Source organism: Arthrobacter sp. 4R501, from assembly GCF_002929755.1.
Classification (GTDB): Bacteria; Actinomycetota; Actinomycetes; order Actinomycetales; family Micrococcaceae; genus Arthrobacter.
Genome location: NZ_PJIW01000003.1, coordinates 191,252 through 214,358 on the forward strand (window position 1 = coordinate 191,252; position 23,107 = coordinate 214,358).

General features: G+C 66.4%; 23 protein-coding genes. 3 read left to right on the forward strand and 20 right to left on the reverse strand.

Annotated features, from left to right (window positions below; all coding sequences use genetic code 11):
- Positions 1 to 51: 51 nt before the first annotated feature.
- The 5 genes from nrdI to CXR02_RS03900 all read right to left on the reverse strand — a co-directional run bounded on the left by nrdI (position 52) and on the right by CXR02_RS03900 (position 4,658).
- The gene (nrdI, locus tag CXR02_RS03880; protein WP_181037114.1) at positions 52 to 525 is read right to left on the reverse strand and encodes a class Ib ribonucleoside-diphosphate reductase assembly flavoprotein NrdI; all 474 of its coding nucleotides are present in this window, start codon (positions 523 to 525) and stop codon (positions 52 to 54) included.
- Between the two features lie 56 nt (positions 526 to 581).
- Complete coding sequence (nrdH, locus tag CXR02_RS03885) at positions 582 to 827, reverse strand: glutaredoxin-like protein NrdH (protein ID WP_013601222.1); 246 nt, start codon at positions 825 to 827, stop codon at positions 582 to 584.
- Positions 828 to 1,180: 353 nt separating this feature from the next.
- Positions 1,181 to 2,554, reverse strand: a complete 1,374-nt coding sequence (locus CXR02_RS03890) for a class I SAM-dependent methyltransferase (RefSeq protein ID WP_104060805.1) — start codon at positions 2,552 to 2,554, stop codon at positions 1,181 to 1,183.
- Entirely contained in the window at positions 2,551 to 3,282 is a 732-nt protein-coding gene (locus CXR02_RS03895; protein ID WP_104060806.1) for a DUF1365 domain-containing protein, read from the reverse strand. The genes CXR02_RS03890 and CXR02_RS03895 overlap by 4 nt, the downstream gene beginning before the upstream one ends.
- Positions 3,279 to 4,658, reverse strand: a complete 1,380-nt coding sequence (locus CXR02_RS03900) for an NAD(P)/FAD-dependent oxidoreductase (protein ID WP_258060752.1) — start codon at positions 4,656 to 4,658, stop codon at positions 3,279 to 3,281. The genes CXR02_RS03895 and CXR02_RS03900 overlap by 4 nt, the downstream gene beginning before the upstream one ends.
- Positions 4,659 to 4,838: 180 nt before the next feature.
- On the opposite strand from CXR02_RS03900, the gene CXR02_RS03905 reads away from it, so the two are divergent.
- Together CXR02_RS03905 and CXR02_RS03910 are read left to right on the forward strand one after the other, a co-directional pair.
- Entirely contained in the window at positions 4,839 to 5,756 is a 918-nt protein-coding gene (locus CXR02_RS03905) for a LysR family transcriptional regulator (protein WP_104060808.1), read from the forward strand.
- Between the two features lie 45 nt (positions 5,757 to 5,801).
- Positions 5,802 to 6,308: a DUF2004 domain-containing protein gene (locus CXR02_RS03910; protein ID WP_104060889.1), complete on the forward strand. Its 507-nt coding sequence runs from the start codon at positions 5,802 to 5,804 to the stop codon at positions 6,306 to 6,308.
- Positions 6,309 to 6,421: 113 nt separating this feature from the next.
- Here the strand turns inward: CXR02_RS03910 and metE are convergent, their stop codons facing one another.
- The 8 genes from metE to CXR02_RS03950 form a co-directional block, all read right to left on the reverse strand.
- Positions 6,422 to 8,755, reverse strand: a complete 2,334-nt coding sequence (gene metE, locus CXR02_RS03915; RefSeq protein WP_104060809.1) for a 5-methyltetrahydropteroyltriglutamate--homocysteine S-methyltransferase — start codon at positions 8,753 to 8,755, stop codon at positions 6,422 to 6,424.
- A gap of 56 nt (positions 8,756 to 8,811) precedes the next feature.
- On the reverse strand, positions 8,812 to 9,777 hold the full coding sequence (locus CXR02_RS03920; RefSeq protein WP_104060810.1) for a methylenetetrahydrofolate reductase: 966 nt from the start codon (positions 9,775 to 9,777) through the stop codon (positions 8,812 to 8,814).
- 376 nt (positions 9,778 to 10,153) lie between these two features.
- Positions 10,154 to 10,996, reverse strand: a complete 843-nt coding sequence (locus CXR02_RS03925; protein ID WP_258060753.1) for a hypothetical protein — start codon at positions 10,994 to 10,996, stop codon at positions 10,154 to 10,156.
- Positions 10,993 to 12,018 (reverse strand): VWA domain-containing protein, encoded by a 1,026-nt coding sequence (locus CXR02_RS03930; RefSeq protein WP_104060812.1) that lies wholly within the window; start codon positions 12,016 to 12,018, stop codon positions 10,993 to 10,995. Before CXR02_RS03930 ends, CXR02_RS03925 begins: the two co-directional genes overlap by 4 nt.
- Positions 12,015 to 13,043, reverse strand: coding sequence for a VWA domain-containing protein (locus CXR02_RS03935; protein ID WP_104060813.1), 1,029 nt, complete (start codon positions 13,041 to 13,043; stop codon positions 12,015 to 12,017). Before CXR02_RS03935 ends, CXR02_RS03930 begins: the two co-directional genes overlap by 4 nt.
- On the reverse strand, positions 13,034 to 13,504 hold the full coding sequence (locus CXR02_RS03940; protein WP_104060814.1) for a hypothetical protein: 471 nt from the start codon (positions 13,502 to 13,504) through the stop codon (positions 13,034 to 13,036). The genes CXR02_RS03935 and CXR02_RS03940 overlap by 10 nt, the downstream gene beginning before the upstream one ends.
- Positions 13,494 to 14,378, reverse strand: coding sequence for a DUF58 domain-containing protein (locus CXR02_RS03945; RefSeq protein ID WP_104060815.1), 885 nt, complete (start codon positions 14,376 to 14,378; stop codon positions 13,494 to 13,496). Before CXR02_RS03945 ends, CXR02_RS03940 begins: the two co-directional genes overlap by 11 nt.
- A gap of 7 nt (positions 14,379 to 14,385) precedes the next feature.
- A complete protein-coding gene (locus tag CXR02_RS03950; RefSeq protein WP_104060816.1) occupies positions 14,386 to 15,393 on the reverse strand; it encodes a MoxR family ATPase in 1,008 nt (335 codons plus the stop codon).
- Positions 15,394 to 15,548: 155 nt separating this feature from the next.
- Between CXR02_RS03950 and CXR02_RS03955 the strand changes: the two genes are divergently transcribed.
- Positions 15,549 to 15,752: a hypothetical protein gene (locus CXR02_RS03955; protein ID WP_056341538.1), complete on the forward strand. Its 204-nt coding sequence runs from the start codon at positions 15,549 to 15,551 to the stop codon at positions 15,750 to 15,752.
- Positions 15,753 to 15,783: 31 nt separating this feature from the next.
- Here the strand turns inward: CXR02_RS03955 and CXR02_RS03960 are convergent, their stop codons facing one another.
- The 7 genes from CXR02_RS03960 to CXR02_RS03990 form a co-directional block, all read right to left on the reverse strand.
- Positions 15,784 to 16,668: a carbohydrate ABC transporter permease gene (locus CXR02_RS03960; RefSeq protein WP_104060817.1), complete on the reverse strand. Its 885-nt coding sequence runs from the start codon at positions 16,666 to 16,668 to the stop codon at positions 15,784 to 15,786.
- Positions 16,665 to 17,582: a carbohydrate ABC transporter permease gene (locus CXR02_RS03965; RefSeq protein WP_104060818.1), complete on the reverse strand. Its 918-nt coding sequence runs from the start codon at positions 17,580 to 17,582 to the stop codon at positions 16,665 to 16,667. Before CXR02_RS03965 ends, CXR02_RS03960 begins: the two co-directional genes overlap by 4 nt.
- A gap of 3 nt (positions 17,583 to 17,585) precedes the next feature.
- A complete protein-coding gene (locus tag CXR02_RS03970) occupies positions 17,586 to 18,935 on the reverse strand; it encodes an extracellular solute-binding protein (RefSeq protein WP_104060819.1) in 1,350 nt (449 codons plus the stop codon).
- A gap of 120 nt (positions 18,936 to 19,055) precedes the next feature.
- Positions 19,056 to 20,258 carry an ROK family transcriptional regulator gene (locus CXR02_RS03975; RefSeq protein WP_104060820.1) on the reverse strand — a complete coding sequence of 401 codons (1,203 nt, stop codon included), beginning with the start codon at positions 20,256 to 20,258 and terminating at the stop codon, positions 19,056 to 19,058.
- Between the two features lie 183 nt (positions 20,259 to 20,441).
- Positions 20,442 to 21,602, reverse strand: coding sequence for a methyltransferase (locus tag CXR02_RS03980; protein WP_258060756.1), 1,161 nt, complete (start codon positions 21,600 to 21,602; stop codon positions 20,442 to 20,444).
- A 17-nt stretch (positions 21,603 to 21,619) separates the two neighbouring features.
- The gene (locus tag CXR02_RS03985; protein WP_104060822.1) at positions 21,620 to 22,699 is read right to left on the reverse strand and encodes an FAD-dependent oxidoreductase; all 1,080 of its coding nucleotides are present in this window, start codon (positions 22,697 to 22,699) and stop codon (positions 21,620 to 21,622) included.
- An 18-nt stretch (positions 22,700 to 22,717) separates the two neighbouring features.
- The gene (locus tag CXR02_RS03990) at positions 22,718 to 23,071 is read right to left on the reverse strand and encodes a zinc ribbon domain-containing protein YjdM (RefSeq protein WP_082575780.1); all 354 of its coding nucleotides are present in this window, start codon (positions 23,069 to 23,071) and stop codon (positions 22,718 to 22,720) included.
- Positions 23,072 to 23,107: the final 36 nt, after the last annotated feature.

Genomic DNA, 23,107 nt, shown 5'->3' on the forward strand with positions numbered 1-23,107 from the left:
CGGCGGCACTCCGCTTTTCGGCAGCGGCGGTGCCCTGGCCTTCGGCCCTGGTTACTTCTGTGTCTGCGACAGTCGTGTCCAAAACGTGTCCAATCCATTGTGTACGCGGGCGACGTCTTCTGGCGTGCCCATTAGTTCAAATCTGTAAAGCCGGGGGACGTTGCACTTGGCGGCAATAATGTCCGCGGCCATGCAGTAGTTGTCCCCGAAGTTTGTGTTGCCTGCACCGATAACCCCGCGGATCAGTTGCCTGTTCTGCGGGTTGTTCAGAAAGCGGATCACCTGCTTGGGCACGGAGCCCTCTCCCCCGGTGCCCCCGTACGTCGGCACTACCAGGACGTAAGGCCGGGTGGCGAGAAGGGGTGCATCCTTTGCATGGAGCGGGATCCGTGCCAGCTCACATCCGAGCTTCGCGACAAAGCGGCTGGTGTTCTCGGAGGTGGAGGAAAAGTAGATGAGCTGGCTCTGTGTGGTGACAGGCGCCAACGGGGCCACCTGGGCCCTGGCTACTGCCAGTGCTGACACGGGAGTCACCTCATGTGTGCGGATTGAAAGTTGCCGGCTGGCGAAAGTGTAGGGCCTTAGGCCACGGAGGAAACGGCAGACAGTGCCAGTTCCTCGATCTTGTCCGGGCGGAAGCCTGACCAGTGGTCCTGGTCCGTGACTACAACAGGTGCCTGCATGTAGCCCAGCGCCTTCAGGCGCTCGAGAGCCTCGGCGTCCTGGGAGATGTCAACGCTCTGGTAAGTGATGCCCTTTTTGTCCAGCGCACGGTAGGTTGCGTTGCACTGTACACACGCAGGTTTGGTGTAAACCGTAACGGTCATTGTCCCTGTCCCCTTTATCGAAATCTTCGCTCGTCTTTGTCCTGCCCAAGCTGTACGTCGATACTACATGTAGTGCAGACGGCTCTTCGGAACCCCAAGATGATGTATTACAAGTATGTCATTTAATGCACTTTTAATCCACAGGCAAGCGCCCTCAAAATGTCCGGAATCCCGCCATTTTTGCGGACGAAATCCACACCCTGTGGAGTACTTAGCCACAATTAACGCCCAGCGTGTCGCACGCTGGACGGCGTGTCGCGCCTGGTAATCGGACCACTACATCCAGTGCCGGGCACGCAAAAGGGGCCCTGAAGAAACCTTCAGGACCCCTGCGACGTGATGAACCTTACCAGCTACAGCTGAGCCTCCCGGCGGTCCAGGACAATCTGCTGCACGTCCAGGTAGCCGGACTGGAAACCCGCCCGCGAGTAGCAGAGGTAGAACAGCCACATCCGTTGGAAAACGGCGTCGAACCCCAGCTCGCCCACCTCCTGCGAGCGCGCGATGAACTGCTCCTCCCAGAGGCGGAGGGTCGCGGCGTAGTGATCGCCCAAGCCCATCCGCTCCCGCACCCGCAGTGTGGTGTGCTGCTGGGTCACGCTTTCGATGGCCCGCACGGACGGCAGGAACCCGCCGGGGAAGATGTACTTGTGCACCCACGTGTACGCGTTGCGCGTGGCCAGCATACGGCCGTGCGGCATGGTGATGGCCTGGATGGCCACCTTCCCGCCCGGGGCCAGCACGCGGTCGATGGTCTGGAAGTAGATGGGCCAGTACTCATAGCCAACCGCCTCGATCATTTCCACGGACACAATGGAGTCGAACTCACCCTCCACCGCCCGGTAGTCCTGCAGCGCCACTGTCACCTGCTCTGCGTAGCCGGCGGCTGCAATCCGTTCCTGCGCCAGCGCCCGCTGCTCACTGGAGAGCGTCACGCTGTAGACAGTGGCACCCCGGGCTGCTGCCCGGAGGGCAAGTTCACCCCAGCCGGTGCCGATCTCCAGCAGCCGGGTGCCTGATCCGACGCCGGCCTTGTCCAGCAGCCTGTCGATCTTGGCCTGCTGTGCCTCCGCCAACGCGTCCCACGGGACCGAATCCAGTGCACCGTCGCTCAGCGGGAAGAGCGCTGAGGAGTAGCTCATGGTGGTGTCCAGGAAGTGGGAGAAGAGTTCGTTGGAGAGGTCGTAGTGCCGCGAGATGTTGCTGCGCGCGTTGTGCTCTTCATTGCGTTCCTGCCGCGGCGTCCGCGGCAGGTACAGGGTCCGCAGCTTCTGCAGCGGTGCGGGGATCAGCGTGTCCACGGACGCGGCGAAGACCTCCAGCACCCCGGCGAGGTCTGATGCTTCCCAGTCCCCCGCCATAAAGGACTCGCCGAGCCCGATCAGGCCGTTGTCTCCGATCCGCAGTTCGAACGCTGCCGGCCTGAGCATGGTCATCACCGGCGCGTCCGGGCCGCCGGTCCCCAGCAATGAACCGTCCGGGTAGGCAACGCGCAGGGGCAGCCGGCGTACGGCCGCCTTGAACAGCATGCCGGCGGCCTTGCCCGCCACCAGCGCTTTAGTGCCCGACGGCGCATGGGCAACACCGGGCCACACGTCCGGATCGATGGTGGCCGGCGACGCCGGTACCCCGGCAGCGGTCCGTTCCGTCACGGGGTGCCGTGCGGCTGACTTCGCGGCGGAGACCTCCGCAGTCGCGGCTGTTCCGTTCTCATCGGTCATGGTCATTGGACTGCCTCCTGTGAGGGGTGATGTGGTCTTTTGATGACTGGCAGGCGTCGTGCCCAGAGTTTGATGCCCTGAATCCGGATCAGCGCCGATACCAGCAGCGGCGCGGCCGGGACGGAAATTGCCGCTGCCAGGATGTTCCTGACGGTGGCTGGGCGCCGGTCCCCGTCCATGGTTGCGGCGAAGGGCCGTTGACCTTCCCGCTCCAGAACGATAGCGACGGACAGCCGTTGCTCCGGTGCGGGCAGCTTCATCCGGTACTGCCCGTCAACGTCGTTGAACGGAGACACGTAGAAGGCCTTGGGCACGCTGGCCCGGCCGAAAGGATCCGTTTCCAGGAGGTAGCAGTGGCGTTCGCCGTAGGTGTTGTGGACCTCGGCGATGACACAGTGCAGCTCCCCGGACATCCGATAGCACCAGAAGAGGGTGAGGGGGTTGAAGACGTGGCCGAAAACCCGGGCGCTGGTCAGCATCCGGATGGGGCCGCCGTCGGGCTCCATCCCCTGCGTCCGCAGGAACCGTTCCACGTTGCTGCGGATGGTGGCGTCGGGATCGCCCAGGTGGTCGGCGGCCCGGAAGACAGCCAGCGGCCGCATGAGCCGGGGCAGAACGGGGAGCCGGTCCACGTCCACAAACCAGCTGTAGCTCCGGTAGGTGAACGTATTCTTCAGCGGGCTCTGGCGCACGTGGGAAATGGACGTGCGGTAGATGGCTGCGGTTGAGCTCATGCGCCCTCCGAGGCAGAAAGCAGTTCAGGCTCGGTCGACACCCCGGGCGTATTCCAGGTGCGTCCCAGGCTCGCGGCGGCACGGACACCGGCCAGGGCGCCGTCCTCATGGAACCCCCAGCCCAGGTAGGCGCCGGCGTAGGCGATGCGGTCATCACTCAGGGCCGCAATGCGCTGCTGTGCCCGCAGTGATTCGGGGGTGTACTGGGGGTGCTCGTAGACCAAGTGTTCCAGCACCCGGCCCTCCGCGATGAGCTCGGACTCCCCCAGGCTCACCAGGTACGGCAGGCCATCGGCCGGCTCCAGGCGCTGCAGCCGGGTGAGGTCGTAGCTGACCAGGACCTTGTCCGGGCGGGCTTCGCAGTCCGGGAGACGGTAGTTCCAGGACGCCCTGGCATTGTCCGCGGCGGGCAGGACGGCCGGGTCCCGGTGGAAAACGGTGTGGTTCACGGAGTACGGCATCTGCCCCAGGGCTTCCTTTTCGGCCGGTGTGGCGTCCGCGAGGAAGCCCAGGACCTGGGCCGGGTGCGTGGCAATGACCACGGCCTCAAAATCCTCGACTCCGTGATCGGTGTCCACTTCCACGCCGAGGGCGTGGCGCCGGATAGCGGTGACCGGACTGCTAAGCCTGATGTCCGGGAGCGTGGCGGCCAACTTCTCCACGTACTGCCCCGAACCGCCGGTGACCGTCCGCCACTGCGGCGAACCCTTGATACCCAGCATGCCGTGGTGGCCCAAAAACGTGAAGAGGTATCGCGCCGGATAGGACAGTGCCGTGGTGGGATCGCATGACCAGACGGCGCTGACCACCGGCGTCATGAAATGGGAGATGAAGTACTTGCTGAAGCGTTCCTTTGCCAGAAAGTCACCGAGGGTCAGCTCCGCGCCGCCCGCACCAGGGCCGGCGTCGGACGCGGGAACCGACTCAATCAGAGCGCGGGCCCTGCGGTAGAAGCGCATGACCTCCAGCAGCATCAGCAGGTAGCGTCCGCGCAGCAGGCTGGACGGACGGGCGATGATCCCGCGGCCGCCCCCACGGGCCCCGGCGTACTCCAAGCCGCAGCCGTCACAGCGGACGGACATACTCATTTCGGAGTCCTGCGTCTCCACGCCCAGCTCGGCGAACAGCCGCAGCAGGGTGGGATAGGTCCGCTCGTTGTGGACGATAAAGCCGGTATCGATGCCGAGGGCGGAACCATCCGGCTGGGCGACGTTGTGGGTGTGGGCGTGGCCGCCCAACCTGCTGTCCGCCTCGAAAAGGGTAACGTTGTCGTGCCGGTTCAGGACATACGCGGCTGTCAGGCCAGCCACTCCGCTGCCCACGACGGCTATGCGCCGTCCCTGCGGCTTGAAGGTCGAGTTCCCTGCCAAAGACACTGTTCTGCTCCCCTGCTCGGACTACATGTGCGCTTGCTCGGTGCAAACTCTCTAGGGGCAGTTCGACGCCGTGTGGCCGGTGGATGACTGAGTTTGAAGTAATTCTTTGTGCCAGAATGAAGCGGGCCTTCCAGAACCGGCACAACGCGGAACCCAGGCGGCCCTGACCGAAGGACAGCGTTGGTAAATCCCGTTCATCTGAAGACTCTCCTCGAAGTTACCCGGCTGGGCTCGTTCGCGGCCGCAGCGGCGCGCCTGGGGTACACGGCGTCGGCAGTTTCGCAGCAGATGTCCGCCCTGGAACGCGAGACGGGCGTGGACCTGTTCCAGCGCTCGGCCCGCAGCGTGGTCCCCACGGAAGCGGCAATGGTGATGACCCGGCACGCCGCGAAGGTCCTGACGGACATCGAAGCCCTGATGGCGGCGGCCTCCAAGACACACAGCAGCACCAGCCAGGAGCTGCGGCTGGGAATCTTCCCCAGCCTGGCCACCTACGTCCTCCCGCGCATCCTGAAGAATCCGGCCTGGAAGGACCTGGGCATCGACCTCAAAGTGTCGGTGGCCGAGCCGGCCCAGACCATCCAGGGACTGCGCACCGGCGGAGAGCTCGATGTGGCGTTGGTCTTCCAGGTGGGCCAGTCGGGGCTCGCGTGGCCGCACACCATCAACCGGCAATGGATCGGCGACGACAACTTCCGCGTGGTGCTGCCCGCGGGCTGGGGGTTCCGCACCGACGCCAAGGTGGCGGCGGACCATCTGTCCGAGCTGCCCTGGATCATGCACCACCCCGGGAGCCCCGACGCCGTCGTGATCGAGCGGCTCTTTGCCAGCTGCAACCTGCATCCGCGCGTGGTAGCCCACAGCGACGACTTCCATGCCAGCCTCGAAATGGCGGCCGCCGGACTGGGCGCTGCGCTGGTGCCCGAGCTCGCCTTGCGGAACCGGCCGGCCGGCGTTGTAGTGCTGGACGTTCCCGAAATCCGGCTGGCCCGGAACGTGTTTGCCCTGCTCATCAACGAGAAGAAGACCGCCCGGGTGCAGCTGTTTGTGGACCTGCTCGCCGAGACGATGGCCGCTGCGGGGCCCTCAGGCAATTAGCCCGGAATGCTGGAAAGCGCGGCACTTGGGGTCTATGTTGAAGGTATGAACAGGGTAGCGAGCCAGCACTTTGGAGAAATCGAGCTCAACCACGGCAGGGATCACAACATCGCCGCCAAACATGAGCTGGGTGGCCAGGTACTGGAACTTGACCTGAACATCAACGCACACGACCACTTTGACGAAGCCGCCATGCACAAGGTGGACTACCGGCTGCGGTTCCTCCCCGAGCTGGTGGATGAGGTGCGGCAGATGATCGCCGACGAGCTGGAGCAGGAAGGCACCAGCCCCCAGGAATACCTCCACTTCCACTGCAGCGCCCTCAAGGACGAGCACCTGCAGAAAGTCTTCGGCGTGGAGGAACGCAGCCAGCTCACCAACGACGTCTTCCTCAAAGCCCTCAAACTCGGCCACGTGGGCATTTTCCCCGGCCAGCCCGAGCGCTACTTTGTCATGGACTTCACTCTGGGCTCACACTTTACGGACGAGGTCCTGGTGGTCGCCGCCGACGAAGACGGCGTTGTGGACGACGAAATCCTCTGGGAGTCCTGAACCCTTAACGCACGACGGCGGCCGGTCACCTTTCGGTGACCGGCCGCCCGTTCGCAATCCGGTGATCGAGCTTGTCGAGATCCAGGTTTCGACAAGCTCAACCACCGGTGTTGTTACTTCGCGGACTCCAGCAGGCCGGCGCGGACCGTCTTGGTGGCCTTGACCAGGTTGCGCAGGGACTCTTCGGTCTCGGCGTAGCCGCGGGTCTTGAGGCCGCAGTCCGGGTTGACCCAGAGCTGGCGTGACGGGACGTGCTTGACGGCGGTGGCCAGGAGCTCGGTGACCTCGGCTTCGCCCGGAACACGCGGGGAGTGGATGTCGTAGACGCCCGGGCCAACGCCGCGGCCGAAGCCGTGGGACTCGAGGTCGTGGACAACCTCCATGCGGGACCGTGCCGCTTCGATGGAGGTGACGTCGGCGTCGAGGCCGTCAATGGCGTCGATGATCACGCCGAACTCCGAGTAGCACAGGTGGGTGTGGATCTGTGTGGCGTCGGCCGCACCGGCGGTGGCCAGGCGGAAGGAATCCACTGACCACTTCAGGTAGGTGGCGTGGTCTGCCTTGCGCAGCGGCAGGAGTTCGCGCAGCGCGGGCTCGTCCACCTGGATGACCTTGATGCCTGCAGCCTCGAGGTCCGCGATTTCGTCGCGCAGGGCCAGGCCAACCTGGTTGGCGGTCTCGCCCAGGGGCTGGTCATCGCGGACGAACGACCAGGCCAGGATGGTGACCGGACCCGTGAGCATGCCCTTCATGGGCTTGCTGGTCAGCGACTGGGCGTACTCGGCCCAGGCCACCGTGATGGGGGCGCTGCGGGTTACGTCGCCCCAGAGGATGGACGGACGGGTGCAGCGTGAGCCGTAGGACTGGACCCAGCCGTGGACCGTGACGTCGAAACCTTCGAGGTTCTCGGCGAAGTACTGGACCATGTCGTTGCGCTCGGGCTCGCCGTGCACCAGGACGTCGTAGCCGAGCTCTTCCTGCAGCTCGACGACGCGCTTGATCTCGTCCTTCATGAGCTGCTCGTACTGCTCGTTGGTGAGGTCGCCCTTGTTGTTGCGGGCACGCGCCGAGCGGATCTCGGACGTCTGCGGGAAGGACCCGATGGTGGTGGTGGGCAGCGGCGGAAGGTGCAGGGCCTCTTCCTGGGCGGCTTCGCGGACCGTGTAGGCGGAGCGGCTGAAGTCCGCTGCGGTCAGGGCCTCGGTGCGGGCCCGGACGTCGTCACGGCGGACGCCTTCGGCGATGGCGCGGGCTGCGATGATGGCGGATGCCTCGTCGATGGCTGCCTTGGCGGAGGCCGGGTCGGCCAGGTACGACGCGAGCGTCTTGACCTCTACGGCCTTCTGGTCGGCGAACGCGAGCCAGCTGCGCAGCTCCTCGGAGAGCTGGCCTTCTTCGGTGACGTCGTGCGGGACGTGCTGGGTGGAGGTTGAGGTGCTGACGGCGATCCGGCCGGCGGCGGCCTTCAGTTCATCCAGCTTGGCGGCAGCGACGGCCAGGTCGTTGCGCCAGATGTTGTGGCCGTCAACGACGCCCGCAACCAGGGTCTTGTTGCCAAGGCCGGCCAGGGCCGCTGCGGACGGGACCGCACCCTTGAAGGCGTCGATGTGGAGGGCGTCGATGTTGGTGGCGGCAAGCGTGCCCAGCTGGCCGTCGAGGGCGCCGTACGGGGTGGAGACGAGGATCTGCGGGCGCTTGGTTGCACCGGAGAGGACTTCGTAGGCGCGGGCAACGGCTGCTTCGATTTCGGCGGCCGGGGTGTCCTGGTCAACCACCAGTGCGGGCTCGTCAAGCTGGATCCAGCTGGCGCCTGCGGCGGCGAGCTTCTCGAGCAACTGCACGTAGACCGGCAGGACGTCTTCGAGGCGGGACAGCGGGGCGAAGCCGGCGGGGGCTTCATCGGAAGCCTTGGAGAGCAGCAGGTAGGTGACCGGGCCGACGATGTACGGGCGGGTCTCGATGCCGTTGGCCAGGGCGAACTCGAATTCCTCAACGATGCGGTTGGAGGCGAGGGTGAACCCGGTCTCCGGGCCGATCTCCGGAACGAGGTAGTGGTAGTTCGTGTCGAACCACTTGGTCATTTCCAGCGGCTGCTGGTCCTTGTTGCCACGGGCCAGGGTGAAGTAGCCGTCGATGTCGAGCTGGCCTTCGGCGTTGAGGAGCTTGCCGAAGCGGGCCGGGACAGCGCCGAGGTGGGCGGTGGCGTCCAGGACCTGGTCGTAGTAGGAGAACGTGCCCGGAACAGCGGCGGCTTCGGTGAGGCCCAGTTCCTGCAGGCGCTTGGCGATGGTCAGCTGGATGCCCTTGGCGGCGGCGTCCAGTGCGGCGGCGTCGATCTTGCCGGCCCAGTAGGCTTCGATGGCCTTCTTGAGCTCGCGACGGCGGCCGATGCGCGGGTAGCCGAGGAGTGACGCGGCCGGGAACGGGGTGGTGTTCTGTTCAGTCATGGGAGATTCCTTGAGCGTTAGTGGAAACTGTGAATGGTCTGGCGGATGTTGGAAGGTCAGCTGGCGAGCTGGCGCCGGAGGGTGGCGCTGCGGCGGCCAGCTGAACGGGACTGGCGCGGAAGTGCCAGTTTGTCCAGCACCTCCAGCGCGCTCTGGTGTTCGTTGAAGGTGTAGATGTGGATGCCCGGCGCTCCGGCCTCGAGGGCCGCGTTGGCCAGGTCCACCGTGGCCCGGACACCGATCCGGAGGCGTTCGGAATCAGTGTCCGCGGCGGCGAGCCGGGCCAGGAGTTCCGGTGCCGGCTCAACGCCTGTCAGTTCGCCGAGCCGTGTGACCCGGCGCAGGCTGGTGAGCGGCATAACGCCCGGGATGATGGGGATGGTGACCCCGGCCCGGCGTGCGCGGCTGATGAGGTTCGCGTACTGCTCGGTATGGAAGAAGACCTGCGTGATGGCAAAGTCGGCGCCGGAGCGCTGCTTGGCGAGCAGCACCTCCACGTCGTGGGCTTCACTGGGTGATTCCGGGTGCCGGGTGGGGTACGCGGCGACGCCCACGGCGATCTTGCCCGCACACAGCAGGGCCGACCGCCGCTGTTCAACCCGCCGGATAAGTTCGATCAGGTCCTGCGCATACCGCAGTGACCCTGCGGCGAGCGGTGCACCGTCCTTGGGCTGGTCGCCCCGGAGGGCCAGGATGCCCCGGACACCGGTGTCCAGGAGGTCACCGATGATCTCCGCCAGTTCCTCCGGCGTGTTGCCCACGCAGGTGAGGTGGGCGAGGGGCCGGAGCGTGGTTTCCAGGAGGAGCCTGTTGATGAGTTCGACGGCGGTGTCCCGGTTCGAGCCACTGGCACCGTAAGTGACGGAGACATAGTCCGGCTCGGTGGTTTCCAGTTCCCGGATGGTGGTCCAGAGCGACTCGGCCGCGGCCGGCGAGCGGGGCGGGAAGAGCTCGTACGAGAGCGCCACGGGGGCAGTCTCGGTGAGGTTCGGATGCGTTTCAATAAGGCTTGGCGGTGACATTTGCGTCCTTGGCTTTGGGCCATTGCCGGCTACCGGTCAGCAAATGTGACGGTGAAGCCGGGAATGAATTTGAGTTTGGGAACACGGAAAACTCCACAGGGACGCAGCCGCGACTGTTACGCCTGTAATGAAGTTGTCCGTGAGCAAATGTCAGGCCCACATGGGGGCACCCACACCCTCCACAATCGGAGGATCGCTGACACGTTACCTCGGTAACTTGTATAGAACTCTAGGAGCCCGCGGGGCACCCTTCAAGTCCGCCGCCGAATTAAGACGCAGCTTTACGGCGTGTTTCGCATTGGTGCAGAATTTTCTTCGCCATATTGGTCAACGGATTCATCGGGCCATACTGCAGACGCGCCGCTGCCCTGGCCTGTTACCAGGGGCGGTCAACACCCGGCCCGGAGCCATCGTCCCGGAGGTACTCGTCCCGCTCCTGCCCGGAATTCCGCTCGCTTTGGGCTTCCTTGGCGCTGTCCCTGAGCTGCTCAAGCTGGCTCTGCTGGCCCGGATCCGCCGGAAGCGCGTCCTGCCCGGGCCCCTCCGGCGGTTGCGGGGTGGTGTTGTCCGCAGCCGCCGCATCGGCCTTTTGCTGCAGCCGCTCCGCCGCCTGTTTCAGTTGCTCCCCCGCGCCGGATTCGGCGCTGGCATCAGCGGCGGCATCCGCGGCGGAGGCAAAGCAGCCCTCCGGAGCACCCTCCACCACCGCAACGCCTTCGGCGAACAGCCGGGCCGCCGCCTTCGCGTCTTCTGTTTTGGCCTCGGCGTCACCGAGGCGTTCGATGGTGAGGGCCAGGTTGACCCGGACGACGCACTCGTCGGCCGGGCCCGCCAGGGACAGTGCTTCCTCGAAGCGTTGGCGGGCGGCAGCGAAGTCCCCGGCGAGGAACAGGCCGTCACCCTCGGCGAACGGCGCCTTGTGCGGTTCGATGAAATTGGCGGTCCTCAGCCCGCCCGCAGCATCCGCCACGCCGCCGGAGTCCCCGGCCGCGAAGGACCGGGCAGCAGTGTCGGCGAGGATGCCCACGCTGAGCATCTTCGCGGCCAGGCACAGGACCAGGAGTGCGGGCAGCGCAGACCACCATAACAGCCGACGGCGGCGCTCCCGCCGGTCCCGCGAGGTCACCGGCGGTGCCGGTATCTGCGGTGCCGGTTCCTGGGGTGCCGGTTTCTGGCGTGCCGGTTCCTGGGGTGCCGGCGTAGGCGTTGGCCGCATCATGTTCGAACTCCCGCTCCGGGCCGGAGCTGCCGCCATTGGCGGAACACCAGGAAGGCTTCGCGGAGAGCCAGCAGGAACGCTCCGGCGGCGAGGAGCCAGTACAGCTCGGTCCGGCCGGCGACGCCACCATTCGCCGTTGCCCGTTCAAAGTCCCCGGGATCGGCTGCCTGCATCATCGGCGCCACCGGGTCTCCCGCCGAACGGTGGACATAGGGCACCCCCAGCTGACCGGCAATCCCCTGCAGGCGGCGTTCGTCGATGACCGACAGAGCATCCTTGCCGGTTCCGGACGTCCGGTCCTGGATGTAGCCTGCGCCGGCGTCCTGCCCCGAACCCTGCCCCGTGTTTTCCTTCATCCGGCCGCCGGCGGCCGTGCCGTAGCCGAGCACCGCGCCGCCGTCCACCAGGCCGCCGTCGAGCCTGATCGCCGCCGGCGCCTTGGCGCTGGTCTGTTCCCCGTCGCCCAGGTAGTAGACCAGGCGCGGCCGTTCGGGATGACTGTCCCGCGCCGCGCGCAGCCGCTCCGCCAGCAAGGTTCCGGCAGCGGTGACGCTGCTGCCCTTCGAAAATGCCGTGACCTGCGGCTGCAGGACGGACACGCTGGTGTCCAGGGCGGTGGCGTCGGTAGTGAGGGGCATCCGGACAATGGCGTTGCTGTCGAACGTCAGGAGCGAAAAGCGGGCTCCGGCCAGTTCACCCGCGATGGCCATGATGTCCTGCCGCACCCCGTCCAGCCGGGGCGAGCCGTCGCCGTAGTCTTCGGCAGCGATGCTGCTGCTGGTGTCCACCACAAAGAAGACGTTGACATCCGCCGCCGCGGCCTGGGAGCTTCCGCCGGGAACACCCGGCCGGAGCGAAGCGGCCAGGAGCAGCAGCACCAGGGCGCTCCTGAACAGCCAGTCGCGGCGTGTACCGGCAAAGTGCACCCGCGACGCTTGGACGAGACGCCAGACCAGAAACAGCACGGTCGCGGCGATGAGCGGGGCCATAACCCACCAGGGCAGGATCGGTTGCAGTGTCATGGCCGGAGCCTCCACGATGCGCCCGCCAGTACCAGGCCGGACAGGAGTGCCAGCGTCAGGGCCAGATCGGGCCGGTCCGAGACCACGGCCCGGGGCGCACCCTTCATGGCGGTGGCTTCGGTTTCCTGCACGGATCGGACGATGTCCGCCACAGCCTCCGGGCTATCCAGTTGGTGGTACGCCCCGCCGCTGGCTTCGGCCGCTGTGCGCAGCCTGGCTCCGGGCTGGCCGGGGCCGGGTCCGTAGTCAAAGTCGCCGGGGTTCAGGGCGTAAACGCGCACAGCGCGCTCCTTGGCCAGGGCGGCCGCCTGTTCCAGGGTGAAGATGGGATCGCCGGACAGGTAGTTGTCCGTTGCCAGGATGATGGACCGCGAGCGCCGCTGACCGGCGTCAGGAGTGCCGGTCTCCGCTCTGCGGGCATCCGCGGCGCCGGTGTCCGGGAACCCGTTGACGCAGGATGCCAGGCCGTCGCCGATCAGTGACGATCCACGGCCGTTCCAGGTGCCGTCCAGGAACCCCGCGCTGCCGGGGCTTCCCTCGAACGCGTCTTGGGCCAGCTGGAGTTGTTCCTGGACATACCCGTAGTCGTCGGTGAGGGGGAAGACCTGGACGGCGCTGCTGTCGAACACGGTGAGGCCGATCCGTTCGCCGTCGAACTCCTTCGCGAGTTCGGCAAACATCTGCACCACAGCCGCGTCGGCGCTGCTCATGGAGCCCGACGTGTCCAGGCAAAGCATGATGTCCCGGTTGCGTTGCTCCTGCTGGATGGTGGTCAGTTCCACCGGACGCGCCGCCGCAGCCACCGCAGAGACCAACAGGGTTGCGGCCGCGAGAGCGGCTACGGCCAGCCACAGGCGGTGCCGGCGGAGGGCCGCCTGGTATTCGGGCAGCGCGGTGAGGCGGTCCGCATTGGCCACCGGCCGCCGTCGAGCGTTTGCGTGGCGGTCCGGGCGGAAGGCGCGCCATCCTGCCAGGGCCGCGATGACCAACGCCGGAGGGATCAGCCACCAGAACATCAGTTCCATTGCCGCACCGCCTGGCGGGCAGTCGCGGCCGATTGCGTGACCGGCGGCAGCGGTTCCAGGCCGAACTCGCCCGGGTAGATCTTGCGGACGGCCTCGGCCACTGGCGGCAGCGGGTGCCCGTGCAGCTCCGCAAGGGTCATCCTGGGGGCGTCAATGCCGGTGACGTCGCGGGCGAACCGGCGGACCAGCAGGCTAAGTTCCTGGTGCGACTCCCGTGCGGTCAGCAGCCCGGCGGCGGCGTCTGCCGTGACGGCGTCGATCCTTTGCAGGTAGGCCTCCTTGAGGCCCGCAAGGTCCGACGGCGGAGTGAACCGGGGCGCAGGCTCCGTCACCTTCGGTTTGCGCGTGCTCAGGAAAACGAACGCGTACCAGCCCAGGACCGCCGCCAGTAGGGCGAGTCCGGTCCACAGCCACGCCTGGCTGTACTGGAGGGGTCCGTAGATGCCCGGTTCAGCCTGCACGCCGGTGCCTTTCCAGGAGGGCGAAGAGTTCCGTCATGACCGCGCTGCTGCCGGTCACGTGGCCTTGGGTAATGCCGGCGCGGCGGAGCATGGCGTGCCGGGCCGCGTCCCGTTCCCCTGTTGCCTTGGCATAGGCCGCCGCGATTGCCGGGGATGCTGCCAGGTGTGCTGGCAGCATCGAGGAGTCTGCCACGCTGAAGGCGTCCTGGTCGGTGTTTCCTTCCCCGGCCAAGTCAGCGTCCCGGATGGTGAGCCAAAGGACCTCATGCTGGGCACGCAGCCGGCGGAGCAGCTGTTCGGTGTCGGGGCCGGCGGCATGTTCGTCGGACACCACAAACAGCAGGAACCTGCCCTTGACATTGCGGGCCACGTATTCCAGCTGGTCCTCGATCCTGCTGGGGCCAGAGTCCAGGGAGGTGGATGAGTCAACCTCGCGCAGGAGCCGTTCCAGGTGCGGCTCACCGGCTTTGGCCGGGATGGAGCGTGTCCCGTTGCGGTCGCCGCAGACCAAACCCACAACGTCGCCGTGCCGGTGCGCCAGATAGCCCACCACGCCGAGTGCCATCACGGCAATGTCCTTCTTGGTTTCGCCGTCGCGGGACTCGGCAGCCATGCCCCGTCCAGTATCGGCAATGAGCACGACGGTCTGGCGCCGCACGGCGACATACCGCTTGATGAGCGGCGATCCGAACCGGGCGGAAGCCTTCCAGTCGATGTCGCGGACATCGTCCCCGGGGATGTAGGCGCGCAGGTCATCAAAGTCGAGGCTGCGGCCGCGGAAGACGGAACCGTATTCGCCGTCGAGCATGCCGCGGGCTTTCCGGTGGGCGAAGATTGCCATCTTCGCCTTCACGCGCTGCAGGAGACTGGTCACTGCTGGCTCAGGGAGTCTGGACGGAGGCCACGACCGCGTCGATGATCGTCTCCACCGGCACCTGCTCGGCAACGGCGTCGAACCCCAGGATGAGGCGGTGCCGGAGCACACGGTGGGCGAGGGACTTCACGTCCTCCGGGATCACGTGGTCCCTGCCGTTGAGCAGTGCCACTGCCCGGGCGGCCTGGCTGAAGGCAATGCTGGCGCGCGGGCTGGCGCCGAATTCGATGAAGCCGGCGAGCCGCTGGTCGATGTACTGCCCGGCGTTCCGGGTGACGAACACCAGGCCCACGATGTAGTTGATGACGGCCGGGTCGATGTAGATCCGCTTCACCAGCTCCTGCACACTAATGACGGCGTCCAGCGAGGCGGCGGCCGCCGGCTTCTGTTCGGCGCTGAAGACTCCGGCGTCGATCCGCCGGATAATTTCCGTTTCCTCGGCCGGCGTGGGGTAGTCCAGCACGTCCTTGAGCATAAAGCGGTCCATCTGAGCCTCCGGCAGCTGGTACGTGCCTTCCTGTTCGATGGGGTTCTGCGTGGCCAGCACCATAAACGGGGACGGCAGCCGGTACTCCTCTCCCCCGATGGAGGTCTGCCGCTCCTGCATGGCCTCCAGCATGGCGCTTTGGGTCTTGGCGCTGGAGCGGTTGATCTCATCAAGCAGGACGATGTTGGCGTGCACCGGCCCCAGTTGCGTGATGAAGGTGCCCTTGGCGGCGTCGTAGATCTGCGTGCCCACGATGTCGCTGGGGAGCAGGTCCGGCGTGCACTGGATCCGGCGGAACTCTGCGCTGACTGCTTCGGCCACGGTCTGGGCGGCGGTGGTCTTCGCCAGGCCCGGAACGCTTTCCAGCAGGATGTGCCCGCCGGTCATCAGGCCCACCAGCAGGGATTCACGCAGCCGTGCCTGGCCCACTACCTTGGCATCGAAGCTGCGGGAAATGTTCGCCACCACCTGCTGTGCGCGGGCCAGTTCCGCCGGTTCGATTCGTGCGGGCGCACTGGTTTGAAGCATTGGATTTCCCCCTGATGGCTGGTGGTCTACGGATGTTGGCCCGGGTGTGCTGCCGCGCGGCTGCACTCCGTCCGCCATCCTATCCAAGACACCTCCCGGTCCGGCCGCAATGGGGACCCCTCCCCATCGCGGCTCTGCAGGTCTATTCTTTTGCCATGAGTGAGCTTCCAGCCAGTTACAAAGAGTTTCTCGCCGACAAGAGCGAGCGGTTCATCCTTGCCGTCAAGCCTGTCCTGCAGCAGTCCGCTGCCGACAAATCCCATGGTGTCCGGGTCACCTACAACGCGGGTCCCACCGGCCACCAGGCCCACCTCGATGACAGCATCCCCTTCGGCGTGGTGGTCGAGGACATCGACTGAGGTTCCGGCCGGCATCGCAAGCCGCGCATCACTAGCCCTTCACTGCACCCGAGAGCGCAAAGGAACTGCCCGCGCCCCTGGCCACAATGACGTACAGGGCCAGCACCGGGACTGAATACAGGATGGAGAAGGCGGCCAGCTGGCCGTACGCCACGGCGCCGTGCTGTCCGAAGAAGCTGAAGATCGACACCGCCGCTGGCTGCCGGGCTTCGGACAGGAGCAAGACGAACGGGACGAAGAAGTTCCCCCATGCCTGGATGAACACAAAAATGAACACCACGCCCAGCCCCTGCCGCATCAGGGGCAGGACGATGGTCCGCAGCGCCGTTAGTCCTGACGCACCGTCCACCCAGGCCGCTTCCTCCAACGACACCGGGACTGCGTCCATAAAGTTCTTAGTCATCCAGATGGCCATGGGCAACGTGGTGGTGGCCATAAAAAAGATCGTGGCGGGCATCGAATCCAGCAGTTGAAGCTGCACAAACAACCCGTACACCGGCACCATGATGGCCGTGATGGGAAGGCAGGTTCCAAACAGGACGGTGTACATAAACGGCTTGTTGAACCTGGACTGGTAGCGGGACAGCGGGTAGGCAGCCAGGACTGCTGCCACGAGGTTCACGGCCGCTGTGCCGGCGGACAGCACCAGGCTGTTCCAAAGTGGCTGGAACAGCAGCCCCGGTGTCATGATTGCGGCAAAGTTATCCAGGGAGACCCTGCCCGGGAGCCTTGCCTCGTGTCCGGCGGAGGCATCAAGGGACGCAAACACGAGCCAGAGCAGCGGCAGGACAAAGCAGGCGCCGATCAGGATCAGGGACACGTCTGCCGGTATCCGGGCACGCTGCCGGGCATGGGAAACCGCGCCCGTCCCGGACCGCAGCTGACCCCGCGCGGAGGTCCCCGCCGTCGTCGTCATGGTTTGCTCTCCCGCAGGAGCCGGACGTAGGCGGCACCGAACACCACGCCAATGAGGATCAGCACCGACGCCACCGCCGTGCCGTAGCCGATGTCGCCGAACTTGAAGGCCTCCAGGTAAGCCAGCACCGGCAGCGTGGTGCTGGCGTTGGCGGGACCGCCCGCTGTCATCACCCAGATGAGGGTGAACACCGCCAGCGTCTGCAGGGTGATGAGCATGAGGTTGGTGGCGATGCTGCCGCGGATGATGGGGATGGTGATGAAGGCCAGCCGCTGCCAGCCACCGGCACCGTCCATCAGCGCGGCCTCCGTGACCTCACTGGGGATGTCATTGAGCGCGGCGCGGTAGACGAGCATGGAGAACGCCGTGCCACGCCAGATGTTGGCAAGCAGGATGGCGACCATCGGGAACGAATACAGCCAGTCGGTCTGCCCGAGCCCCAGCCCGCCCAGCAGCTGGTTCAGGGTCCCGTCCCGGCTGAAATAGGCGTAGGCGGCGAAGGCGGCCACGATCTCGGGGAGCACCCACGCAGCCACCACCGCAGTACCGACGACGGCGGCCACCGTCCGGCGGGCCCGCCGCATCAGCACCGCGAGGGTGAGCCCGAGCAGGTTCTGGCCCAGGATGGCAGAGCCGCCCACGAACAGGACGGTCAGGCCAAGCGAGAGCGGCAACACCGGATCGGACAGGAGCCTGGCGTAGTTGTCGAACCCGATCCAACCGGGACTGCGGGCATTGCGGCCGGTCAGGGCTGCATTGGTGAATGACGCGTGGAAGGCCCAAAGCACGGGACCGGCCAAAAACACCAGCAGCAGAACCACTGCCGGGAGTACGGGGAGCAGCCGTGCCTGGCGCCGGAGTCCGGAGTGACGCCGCCGGTTGCCGGACCGGTCACTCCTGAGGGAAACCGCCACAGGCTACTGGGCGACGGTCTTGGCCTCACCCACGATGCCCTTCACCGCCGTGTCATAGTCGGCGGCCGCCTGCTCCGGGGATTTCGCACCGGTAATCACAGCCTCCGTGGCCTCCTGGACGGCCGCGGAGATCCGAGGGTAGTCGGCCGTGGCCGGCCGGTAGTGCGTGACGGCCACAAGCTCGGACACGTCCTTCACAAACGGGTTGGCCGCCTGGTAGCCGGCGTCGGCGGCGACGTCCTTCCGCACGGCGATCTGGGAGCTGGCGATGTTGAAGGCCAGGGAGTTCTTCCGGTTCAGGGCCGTGGCGAGGAACTCAAACGCGAGGTCGGGGTTTTTGGTCTCCGCCCCTACCGCCAGGGTCCAGCCGCCGGACATGCTGACGCCGCCGGGTGCCTGACCGGTCTGGGTGGGGAACGCCGTGACGCCCATGTCCTGCCCGTACTCGGCCCACTCGTAGCTGCCGCCCTTCTGCCAGAACGACGGCGAATAGGAGCCTTCCACGGTTGCGCCCATCTTGCCCTGCGGCAGCCATTCGCCGAAGACCTTCTTCCACACATTGGCGTCGAGGGCCTCCGCCGGGGAGACGGCCAGTTTTTCGTCGTAGAGGGTCTTGAGGAACCCCAACGAATCCGCGAACCCCGGGGAACCGACCACCCACTTCTTGGCGTCGGCATCGTATAGTTCGGACCCGGTTCCATAGAGCAGTTCGTAGAAGCTTTGCATCACGGTGCCTTCGCCGGAGGCCTTGCCGGCGTACATGTTGAACGGCACCACGGATGCGTCACTGGCCTTGATTTTCCGGGCGGTGTCCAGGATGTCCTGCCACGTGCGGGGCTCCCACGGGACGCTGACGCCAGCGGCGGTGAGCACCTTTTTGTTGTACCAGATAGCTCGCGTGTCGGTGCCCAGCGGGACCGCGTACGTGCCGCCGTCGTCCCCCAGGCCAGCGGCCTTGGCGCCAGCATCAAAGGTATCCCAGTCCTTCCACCCCTCAAGGTGGCTGTCCAGCTTCAGCAGGTACCCGGCGTCGACGTCGGAACGCACCTTGAAGGTGTCCTCATAGAAGACGTCCGGGGCGGTGGAGGGCGACCGGAGAGCGAGGGCAAGCTTGGTGCCGTAGTCGTCGTCGTTCGCCTGGATGGGCTCCAGGGCAACCGTGACGCCCTGGTTGGCGGCCTCAAACTCCTGCTTGGCCGACTGGAAGAGCGTGTCCAGGGCAGTGAAGGAATCGGTCTTTTGATAGACCACCTTCAGCGTTTTGGTCTCCGCTTCGGGGGCTGCAGGGGAACACGCCGTCAGCACAAAGCCCGCTGCAGCGATGAGTGAAGTGATTTTGAGGGCCCGGCGCATTGGTGCTCCATTCAGTCAATGGCTGCCGTCCCCTGTACCTGCGGGCCCCAGCCGCGGCGATATCCACATGCTAGACGGGGCTCCGGCCAGTGGCAAGGAGACCCCGGTCAGACGTCCGGTTCAGACTTCCAGGAGAAGCCGCTGCGCCCGGGGCGCCAGTGTATGCTCCAGGACCAGGCAGGCAGCTCCAACGGCGCCGACGTCCTCACCCACTCCCGTGCCGACAACCTCGATGGTGTGGATCAGGCGGGCCGCACTGTTGGCGTCCACCAGCGCCGGGATCTTCTCCAGGTAGCGGTCGGCGATCCGGCTCCAAAAGGGCCCGCCGAACACAACCCGCTCCACATCCAGCGTGTTGGTGACCACGGAGACGGCCCGGGCCACCAGCACGGCTGACTTGTCGATGATCGCCAGGGCCTTGGCGTCGCCGGCATCGGCAAGGTCGCACAGCTGGGAGAAGCTCTGCTGCACTTCGGCTCCGCTGGTGTGCTTTCCGGAGCCGTCCAGGATGCCGGCGGCAACGGCCTCCGCCACGAGCACCTGCGGGATGGCTGAGGACTTAACGCAGCCGCGCAGTCCGCAGTCGCAGACCGGGCCATCGGGGTCCACCACGATGTGGCCGATCTCGCCGGCGTTTCCTGACGTTCCACGGACCACCTCATCGTTGAGGACGATGCCGCAGCCGATACCGGTGCCCATGTACATAAAGATGAAACTGCCCGAGCCGCTGGGCCCGCCGGCCCATGTCTCGGCGACGGCGGCGCTGGTGACGTCCTTATCCACCAGGACGGAATAGCCGGTGGCTTTGGCCAGGGCGTCCCTAAGTTCCACGCGGTCCCAGCCCGGCAGCAGCGGCGGGTCCACCACGGTGCCGTTGTCCAGGTCGATGGGTCCCGGAGCGGCCAGGCCCAGGCCGGCGATCCGGCTGGTGTCCACGCCGGACTCGGCAACGAGCTGCTCGATCTCGGTGGCCATGGTGGATATAACGGCGGCAGGATTATTCCCGCCGGGTGTCCTAATCCGTGAATGCTGTACTACGGCGCCCACAAGATCGAGGACCACGAACGTGGTGACGGCGGGGTCCAGGTGGACGCCGATGGCATACATTCCGCCCGGGTTGAGGCGAAGCATGGTGCGCGGTTTGCCGGGGCCGCTGCCTTCTTTGCCCGCTTCGACGATCAGGTGCTGGTCCAGCAGGCGGCGGGAGATGTTGGAGATGGTCTGCGGCGAGAGGCCCACAATCTGGGCGAGCTCCACGCGGCTGAGCCCCCCGGATGACCGGCGGATGGCATCCAGGATGACCGTGAGGTTGAAGTCCCCCATGCGCGGAAGATTAGTCCCGCGCCGTGGCGCCGAGGACTGGCGAATTTCTGGCACGGTCTCCCCTAGGTTTTCGGCCGCGTATTCATGATGATGTCTGAATGGTACGTTACCTCCTGATCAACGCCCAGAGCCGGAGGTGGGGCCGCGCCGCGGCCGGGGCGCCACCTTGCCGTGCTGGCGCGCCTATCGCCGCCGGGTGCTGACCGCCACCGTGAACTTTGGATTGCCGCCCCTCACAGTGGTGGGACCCACCAGCCGCTCCAGCGCAGGGAGGTACTGCAGATGCCGGTTGAACACCGTCCACAGCTCACCGCCCGGCGCCAGGACCCTGGCCGCCGCCTCGAACAGTTTGATGCCCGCCCCGGCATGCACACTGGCGCCCAGGTGGAAGGGCGGATTCAGGAGGACCAGGTCGGCGCTTCCGGCCGGGAGCGTGCTCATGGCGTCATCCTGGAGGGCGGTAATCCGGTCTTCGAGGCCGTTGGCCTGCGCCGTGGCCCGGGCGGACGCGACGGCGGCGGCGGACCGGTCCGTGGCCGTGACCCTTGATGCCGGGTTCTGGCGGGCGTACATGGCGGCGAGGATGCCGGCGCCACAGCCCAGATCGATGGCGTGCCCGGCTTCAGGCATCTCCTGCAGGAAGGTCAGGAGGAACCTGGTCCCGATGTCCAGTTTCGCTCCAGCAAAGACGGCACCGTGCGCAGCAACGTCCAGGTCCAGCTCGGCAAGGCGTTCGACGGCGGGACTCCACTCGTGCGTCTCAGTTTGCCGGGCGCCGCTGGCCAGGATGATCCGGGACTTCTGCCGCGCCAGCTGCGGCTGGACCGTCTCGAAGTGGCGTTCCAGGACCGCGTTCATTCCCAGGGACATGTGTTTGGTCCGCCCGCCGGCGAGCAGCACCACGTCAGGGGCGGCATAACGCGCCACGGCGGCAGCGATTTCTTCAAGCTCCGCCAGCGTCCGCGGCAGTTGAAGCAGCACCAGCTCCGTGCCGGACAGCAGCTCCTCCCCCAGCGGCAATTGTTCGAACCCGGTGGCGTCAATGGCTCCGGGATCCGCCGCTGCGAGCCCCACAGCCGCAGCGTTGTTCCGCAGGGCGCGCTCCCCAGTGATGAGATCCTCATGCACACGGACCCGGCTGACCCCCAGCGTGCCAAGCGCACCGAGGGTGAGAGCACCGTAGCGGTCGCCGATCACGGCCAGCCGGGTACCCGGTTCCGTGCGCGCTGCGGCGGCTTCGAGCAGCAGCCGGTCCGTGGCGTCCCAAGCCTGGAGGTTCGGGGCTTCGACATCCGGGTGGCGCCGGAGCGTGCCGAAGATGTCCTCAAGAGTGATCTGTGCCACTGGTTCCTGCCGTCTGGTCATGTACTGGTTGTTGATGCGGTTGGTGCAAGCGCGGGCAGTTTGAGGATGGCGGTGACGGCCGCCCGGCCCGCCCTGTTGGCGCCGATGGTGGACGACGACGGACCGTACCCCACCAGATGGACCCGCGGCTCGATTGCCACCTGGGTCCCGTCCATGGCGATGCCGCCACCGGGTCCCCGAAGGTGCAGCGGCGCAAGGTGTTCGAGCTCGGCACGGAATCCGGTGGCCCACAGAATGACGTCGGCACGGAGCAGGCTCCCGTCGGCGAGCCGGACGCCGTCGGGCTCTATGGCGGTGAACATTGAGCGACGGTCCAGCGCACCCCGTTGTGCTGCCGCCCTCAGCGCCGGGGTCCAGATGAGGCCGGTCACGGCCACCACGCTTTTCGGCGGCAGACCCTGCCGCACGCGCGCCTCCACGAGTGCGACGGCGTTGTGGCCGGCCTGGGCGTCGAACGCGGCGTCACGCCAGTATGGTTCCCGGCGGGTGAACCAGCTGGTGCTGGTCACCTGCGAGACCTCGTCCAGCAGCCCGACGGCGGAAATTCCGCCTCCCACCACGATGACGTGCAGGCCGCGGAACTCCTCGGCGGAGACGTAATCGGCCACGTGCAGTTGCCGGCCCCAGAACGTGGCCCGGCCCGGGTAGATGGGCCAGAACGGCCGGGTCCACGTACCGGTTGCGTTGATGACTGCCTTCGCTGACCAGTCGCCGCTGTCGGTGCTGATCCGCAGGCGCCCTGCCGGTTCGGCGTCTTCCCTGGCGACCGAGGTGACCTTGACCGGGCGCAGGACCTCAATTCCGAGGTCCCGCTCGTAGCCGGCGAAGTACCGGCTCAGGAACTCCGAGCTGGGTTCCGTGGGATCCACGTCAGGCTTCGCGATGCCGGGAAGGTCACTGATGCCGTTGACCGTCGCCATGACCAGGCTTTTCCAGCGGTGGCGCCAGGCGCCGCCCGGGCCTTCTTCGGCGTCGAGGACCTTGTATTCAACCCCTCGGCGCTGCAGGTGGTAGGCGGCGGAGAGGCCCGCCTGGCCCGCGCCGATAACCACAACGTCGGTGCTTCCGTTGTCCATGCTCGTGGCCGGTTTCTGCTAGACCTTCTTCACCACGGAGGATTTGAGCTGCATCGGTCCCACACCGTCCACTTTGCAGTCGATGTCGTGGTCGCCCACACCGTCCATCAGCCGGATCCCGCGGACTTTGGTGCCTACCTTGATGACACCGGAGCTGCCCTTGATTTTCAGGTCCTTGATCACCGTGACCGTGTCGCCGTCGGCGAGGATGTTGCCCACTGCATCCTTGATGACCCTCGGCCCGGCCTCTGCCGTGGCCTCCGCCGCCTGGGCGGACCACTCGTGGCCGCATTCCGGGCAGACCAGGAGCGCACCCATCTCGTAGGTATAGGCGCTGGAGCATTCGGGGCACGGTGGCAACGTCTCATTCACTCCCCCATGATAATCGCGCCACTGCACTGACAGGTG